This window comes from Vicinamibacteria bacterium (genome assembly GCA_035620555.1).
GTDB lineage: Bacteria > Acidobacteriota > Vicinamibacteria > Marinacidobacterales > SMYC01 > DASPGQ01.
Window position 1 is genome coordinate 1 of the sequence record DASPGQ010000508.1, and the last position, 6,350, is coordinate 6,350.

At 61.6% G+C, this 6,350-nt stretch carries 4 protein-coding genes; 1 reads left to right on the plus strand and 3 read right to left on the minus strand.

The genetic code is table 11. The features are described 5' to 3' along the window. Positions 1 to 2,100 carry a prolyl oligopeptidase family serine peptidase gene (locus VEK15_20700; GenBank protein ID HXV63131.1) on the plus strand — a complete coding sequence of 700 codons (2,100 nt, stop codon included), beginning with the start codon at positions 1 to 3 and terminating at the stop codon, positions 2,098 to 2,100. Positions 2,101 to 2,229: 129 nt separating this feature from the next. Here the strand turns inward: VEK15_20700 and VEK15_20705 are convergent, their stop codons facing one another. The 3 genes from VEK15_20705 to VEK15_20715 all read right to left on the minus strand — a co-directional run bounded on the left by VEK15_20705 (position 2,230) and on the right by VEK15_20715 (position 6,089). Beyond that, positions 2,230 to 5,361: a hypothetical protein gene (locus VEK15_20705; protein ID HXV63132.1), complete on the minus strand. Its 3,132-nt coding sequence runs from the start codon at positions 5,359 to 5,361 to the stop codon at positions 2,230 to 2,232. A gap of 164 nt (positions 5,362 to 5,525) precedes the next feature. After that, on the minus strand, positions 5,526 to 5,813 hold the full coding sequence (locus tag VEK15_20710) for a hypothetical protein (GenBank protein ID HXV63133.1): 288 nt from the start codon (positions 5,811 to 5,813) through the stop codon (positions 5,526 to 5,528). Between the two features lie 96 nt (positions 5,814 to 5,909). Further along, positions 5,910 to 6,089, minus strand: coding sequence for a hypothetical protein (locus VEK15_20715; protein ID HXV63134.1), 180 nt, complete (start codon positions 6,087 to 6,089; stop codon positions 5,910 to 5,912). Positions 6,090 to 6,350: the final 261 nt, after the last annotated feature.

Below are 6,350 nucleotides of genomic sequence, written 5' to 3' on the forward strand. Positions count from 1 at the left end.
ATGACATTCGCCACCCATAAGTTCGACTACCCCAAGACGCGAAAGGTAGAGCAGGTCGACGACTACCACGGCACGAAAGTCGAAGATCCTTACCGTTGGCTCGAGGACGACCACGCCGACGAAACGAAAGCGTGGGTCGAAGCCCAGAACAAAATCACCTTCGCGTACCTCGAGTCGCTCCCGCAGAGGGAGCCTCTGAAAAAGCGCCTGACGGAGCTCTGGAACTACCCGCGCTACGGCGCGCCCTTCAAGAAAGGCGGCCGCTACTTCTTCTTCAAGAACGACGGCCTGCAGAATCAGTCGGTGTTGTACAAGCAGGCGTCGCTCGAAGCCGAGCCGGAGGTTCTACTCGACCCGAACCGGCTGTCGGACGAGGGCACCGTGGCCCTGTCGATGCTGGCGCTCAGTGAAGATGGGAGGTGGCTCGCCTACGGCGTCGCCACGGCGGGCTCGGATTGGCAGGAGTTCCGCGTGCGCGCCGTGGACTCGGGGCAGGACGAGCCCGACCACCTGCGCTTCATCAAGTTCTCCGGGGCTTCCTGGACCCACGACGGCCGGGGGTTCTTCTATAGCCGTTTCCCCGAACCCAAGGAGAACGAATCGCAGGGAGGCGTCAATCGTAATCAAAAGGTCTACTATCATCGATTGGGTACGGATCAGTCCGAGGATCGGCTTGTTTACGAGCGGCCCGACCAGCCCGAGTGGGGTTTCAACGTGACGGTATCCGACGCCGGGAACTACGCCATCTTCAACGTATCGCATGGAACCGACGAGCGTAACCGCGTCTATACGATGGATCTCGGCGACCCACGGGAGCCGAAGCTCGACGCCCAGGTCGTTCGCTTGCTCGATGATTTCGATGCCAGCTACGAGTTCCTGGGAAACGATGGAAGCGTGCTCTATTTTTGCACCAACCTCGATGCGCCGCGGTACCGTGTCGTGGCCATCGATACGACGAAGCCCGATCGAGCACACTGGGAAGAGCTCATCGTCGAATCGGAGGATCTCCTGGAGAACGTCGAGATCATCAACAACCGGTTCGTGGCACTCTACCTGCACGATGCCGCGAGTCGGATGGCCATACACGAGATGGATGGTCGCTTTGCCAAAGCCATCGAGCTTCCGACGCTCGGCTCCGTCAGCTCGGTGACCGGTGAGCGTGAAGACGAGGAGATGTTCTACGCCTTCGAGTCGTTCCTGTATCCCGACACCATTTATCGTTACGATTTCCAGACCGGGGAGACGAGCGTGTTTCGCTCTCCGGAAATCGCGTTCGATGGGGGCGGGTTCGAGACCAAACAGGTCTTCTACCGCTCCAAGGACGGCACGCGCATTCCGATGTTCCTGACCTACAAGCGGGGGCTGGAATTGAACGGCGAGAATCCGACGTACCTCTACGGCTACGGAGGCTTCAACATCAGCCTGACGCCGAGCTTCTCCATCAGCAATCTCGTCTGGCTGGAGATGGGCGGCGTTTACGCCCAGGCGAATCTGAGGGGCGGGGGCGAGTATGGCGAGGACTGGCACCAAGGGGGTACCTTCGACAACAAGCAGAACGTCTTCGATGACTTCATTGCCGCCGCCGAGTTCCTCGTCGACCAGGAGTACACGAAGCCGGAAAAGCTCGCCATCGGTGGTGGATCCAACGGGGGCCTCCTCGTCGGTGCCGTCCTGAATCAGCGCCCCGCGCTCTTCGGCGCCGCTCTACCGGCGGTCGGCGTCATGGACATGCTGCGCTTCCAGAAGTTCACCATCGGCTGGGCCTGGGTTTCCGATTACGGCTCCTCGGAGAATCCCGATCAGTTTCCCGCGCTCCTGGCCTATTCCCCGTATCACAACTTGAGGCCGTCGGCCTATTTCCCCGCAACTCTGGTCACCACCGCCGACCACGACGACCGGGTCGTTCCCGGGCACTCCTTCAAGTACGCCGCCCGGCTTCAGGAGATCCACGGCGACGAGCCCCGCCCCCTGCTCATCCGCATCCAGACCCAGGCGGGTCATGGAGCGGGAAAGCCGACGAGCATGGTGATCGAGGAGCAGGCCGACCGGTGGGCCTTCGTGATGGAGAATCTGGGCATGAAATGGCCGGCCGATCGATGACGCCAGCCCTCGTTACCGCTGGGCGGTTCGTCGCGAGCGAGTGACCTCACGGGGAGCCGCCGTCGAGGAGCCCACTGGAATCGTCGAGCCGAGCTTACGTCAAATCGATCGCGGCCTCCCGCGTTGGCCTCACTGGATCATCTCGACCGTCGGAGGGACCATGAGCCCTGGAGCTCCGTTCGCAACGAGCGCCTCGCTCAGAGGCGCTGCCGTCTCGGCGAGAAAACGATTCACCTCCGCCATTTCGGTCCGGTACTCACTGCGGAGATCGTCAAGATAGGCGAGCTGGGCGGGAGTTGGCGGGGTGAGGACACCGTTCAGGTCGCCGAACATAGCCCCGAGCCGCTCGGAAAGACGCGGCCCCTCGCTCCAAAACGGCTTCCCCGAAGGCCGGGCGAGACGATCGAACACTCCGTCCAGCTTTTCGACGGCGCTACTGATCGCGGTTTCGACCGCTTCGGGAATCTCGGTTTTCTGCATCTCGTACGTCTTTTTTCGCTCCTCGATCTGCGCTTTCAGGCTGTCGAGACCACGGAGAACGTCATTGACCGAGGAGCGCAGATCGCGAAGCTCGGTGGTGAGCTCGTACTGTCGTTGGAGCACGCCGGAATCGATCGAGACCGTCGGATCGAGACGAACTTCGATCGGCTTTTCAACGACGGTCGTTCCCGCAGTCAGGCGCGCCCGGTAGACGCCCGGCGGAACCTGCGGCCCGCGAGGACCGAATGCGAAAAATCCACCGGGGTTTCCTTCGTCGGTACGAGGACGAGGCTCTTCGGCAGCCAGATCCCAGTAGGCGCGATGGATACCGGCGTCTTTCGGAGGGTCTTTCAGCTCTCGCAAGACGGTGCCGTTCGCATCCAGGATTGCGACTTTGACCGTGTCGTCGTCGTCCAGTTCCTCCGCCAGTCGGTAAGTGATGAGCGCACCGTACGGCGGGTTCGGGCCACGGAACGGCTCGTCGCCGATGCCGTAGCGGGTCGGCTTCATCGTGAAACGGAGCGCAGGGCGGACATCGAACAGATGCGCGGGCTCGCCCAGGACGTCTCGCGACAAAGCCTGGATAGGGCCAGCGTCGTCGAGAACGTAGAGACCGCGGCCATGGGTTCCCAGAATCAGGTCGTTGTCTCGCGGGTGCAGGAGGATGTCGTGCACCGACACCGCCGGGAGCTTGTCGAGCGGAAACCGGCCCCACGAGCCTCCCCCGTTTAGCGAGACGAATAGGCCGATCTCGGTTCCGGCGTAGAGAACGCTGGCGTTCTTCGGGTCCTCTCGCACGACGTGAACGTAGGCTCTTGGAGGAAGCCCCGACGTCATCCGATTCCACGTACTGCCGAAATCCGAGGTCTTGAAGATGTAAGGTGCGAAGTCGTCGAACATGTGCCGGTCGAAAGCGGCATAGGCGGTGCCCGGCGACGTACGCGAGGGCTCCACATGCGACACCGGCGAGAACGGCCCGAGATCGGGGACGTTGCTGACGACGTTCACCCAGCTCGCGCCACCGTCCCTGGTCAGTTGCAGATTACCGTCATCCGTGCCTGCCCACAGGATTCCTGCTTCCACGGGCGATTCGGCGACGCTGATTACCGTTGCGTGATATTCGGCGGTGGTGTTCTCGATGAACACGGGGCCGCCCGCGGACTGGAGCTTTTCCGAGTCGCTCGTCGTCAAGTCGGGGCTTATGGGCTGCCATCCGAAGCCGAAGTCATCCGTGCGAAACACGACGTTGCCGCCGAAGTACACCCTGCGCGGGTCGAAGGGCGATGCGACGATCGGCGCGTTCCAGTTGAAGCGATATTCGAGGTCGCCCACCGGGCCGCCGTCGCCTCGGCGTGGCTGCGGGCTCGACGCGATCTGGTCGCGGGTCTTCATGTCGGTCCGGTAGAGGCCGCCGCCTTGATACTCCGACAAGAACACATCGGGATCGTCGGGGTGTGAGACGATGTGGAAACCGTCGCCGAAGCTCACCATGCGCCAATCCTCGTTCAGGATCCCGAATGGCTCGCGGGTGCGGCTCGGGCCGCTCCAGGTGCCGTTGTCCTGGAGACCTCCGCCGAGGTAATAGAATGGCTCGCGGTTGTCGACGTAGATTTGATAAAACTGCGCGAGCACGACGTGGTTCTCATACTCCCACGTCTCCCCGCGGTCGTGAGAAACGGCGACCCCGCCGTCCTGTCCCTGCCAGATGCGATTGGGATTCGTGGGATCGATCCAGAGTGCGTGATAGTCGACGTGGGTCGTGGGCGAGATCTGCTCGAACGTCTTCCCGCCGTCGATGGAAAGCCGAAGCGTCGAGGAGACCGCGTAGAGGCGGTTCTCGTCCGTCGGATCAACGCGCAAATCGGTGTAGTAGAGACCCCGGTTGACGATGTCGGGGTCGTCGTAGACTTTCGTGAACGTCTCGCCCTGATCGTCCGACCGGTAGAGACTTCCTTCGTGTGACTCCGCGATCACGTAGACGGTCGAGGGATTGCTCTGAGCCACCTTGACCCCGATGCGTCCGAGAAGCGTGGGGAGACCCTTTTCGATCTTTTTCCATGTGCGGCCTGCGTCGACGGACTTGAAGACACCGCCCTCTTTGCTTCCGCTCGTGTGCGTCCACGGCTTGCGATCGAATGACCACAGGGCCGCGAAGAGCACGTTTCCGTTCGACGCATCGATATCGAGATCGGCCACCCCGTGACGCTCGTCGAGATAGAGCGTCTTCTCCCAGTTTTCACCGGCGTCGCGGCTGACGAAGACACCGCGCTCTTCGTTGGGCCCGAAGATGTGCCCGAGCGCGCCCACGTAGACGTTCGCGGGATTCTTCGGATCGATGACGATGCGCGTGATTCGCTCGGTGTCGGAGAGACCGAGGTGCTTCCATGACTTCCCTCCGTCGGTCGTCTTGTAGACCCCGTTTCCGAAAGAGACGCTGTTCCGGGGATTGCCTTCTCCCGTGCCCACGTAGACGACGTCGTGATTTCCGGGCTCGAGGGCGATGTCTCCAATCGAAAGGAACTCGATCTCGTCGAAGATCGGCTTCCACGTAACTCCCGCGTTCGTCGTCTTGAACACACCTCCGGATGCGGAGCCGAAGTAGACGACCTCCGGCATGCCGGGCACGCCCTCGACGTCGGCGACGCGGCCCATCATGTTCGCCGGACCGATATTCCGCCAGGTCAGATTCTGAAGCGCGCTGACGGTGACGTCTTCCTGGGCGGCGACAGACCCCGCCACGGCGATGAGCACGGGAACGAGAAGGAACAGAGCTCGATTCATGAAACCTCCATGTCGTTTGATCGGTAGCACGGCACCCCATGCGTCCTCGACAGCGATCACAATTGGACGAAATTGTATCCCGCCTGTCGTCGGGCGCGAATTCTAGCCCGCGGGATTGGCCGAGGGAGGGGTTGTGTCGATCCGGATTGGATACGGTGTGAGCTCTATTTCGATAGGTTCCTCAGCATTTGCTCGAGCGTCGCTTCTTCCAGATAGCGCTCCGGGTCCTCGCCACGCTTCTGGTGGAGCCAGTTGGAGGGTGACGGTGGAGTTCCGTCCCAACGTGCCTCGCCGTCATAGGCGAGGTAGACGTCCCAGGCCATCGACATCTGCGTTTCGAGAATAGGCGCGAGGGCGTTGCCGAGCGCTCGCGACTCGTCCCAGAAGTGTCGGGCACGGATATCCGGGATCAGACTTCTCGACTTCAGCGCCTCTTCGTAGCTATCTGTCATTATGGCGGGAAGCCAAACGACGAAGATTTGCAGTGATTGGTCCTCGATTCTGCTCAAAACTCTCTGCACCGCACGGGCGCCCGCCTGGCAAGTACCTCAGGTCGGTGACAGGACGACGACCAGCCGGCCGGCACCGCTTGCCCGGTTGAAATCGGCCGCCAGGGGCTGGTGACTGGAGTCCAGTTTCGACACGGCGTACTGGGCGGAGGGCGAGATGCCCGTTGTCGTCAGCGCGAGGAATGTCGCGCCGGCGATGGTCAGCGCTCGATGCTTCATGCGGTCCCCCTTTCGAAACCGATGCGAGGTTAGCAACGCACACCGAAAGTCGCAAGCCCAGCGCTCGTACAGAGGTACGGTAAAGGCAACTTGAGTGACGGGAGCGGCCACGATTCACTTAACTTCCGAGGTGACAGATCATGGCTTGCACTCCACACCTTTCTCCACATAAAATACCAACATGAAACCCGTGCAGGTGATGTTTGACGAGCGTCTTCTCGAAAGACTCGATGCCGACGAGGACGTCCGCCGGGTGGGTCG

What these genes read in the sequence shown, in the direction of transcription:
- VEK15_20700 (HXV63131.1), top strand. Translation starts at nt 1, where the DNA reads ATGACATTCGCCACCCATAAGTTCGACTACCCCAAGACGCGAAAGGTA.
- VEK15_20705 (HXV63132.1), bottom strand. Translation starts at nt 5,361, where the DNA reads ATGAATCGAGCTCTGTTCCTTCTCGTTCCCGTGCTCATCGCCGTGGCG.
- VEK15_20710 (HXV63133.1), bottom strand. Translation starts at nt 5,813, where the DNA reads ATGACAGATAGCTACGAAGAGGCGCTGAAGTCGAGAAGTCTGATCCCG.
- VEK15_20715 (HXV63134.1), bottom strand. Translation starts at nt 6,089, where the DNA reads ATGAAGCATCGAGCGCTGACCATCGCCGGCGCGACATTCCTCGCGCTG.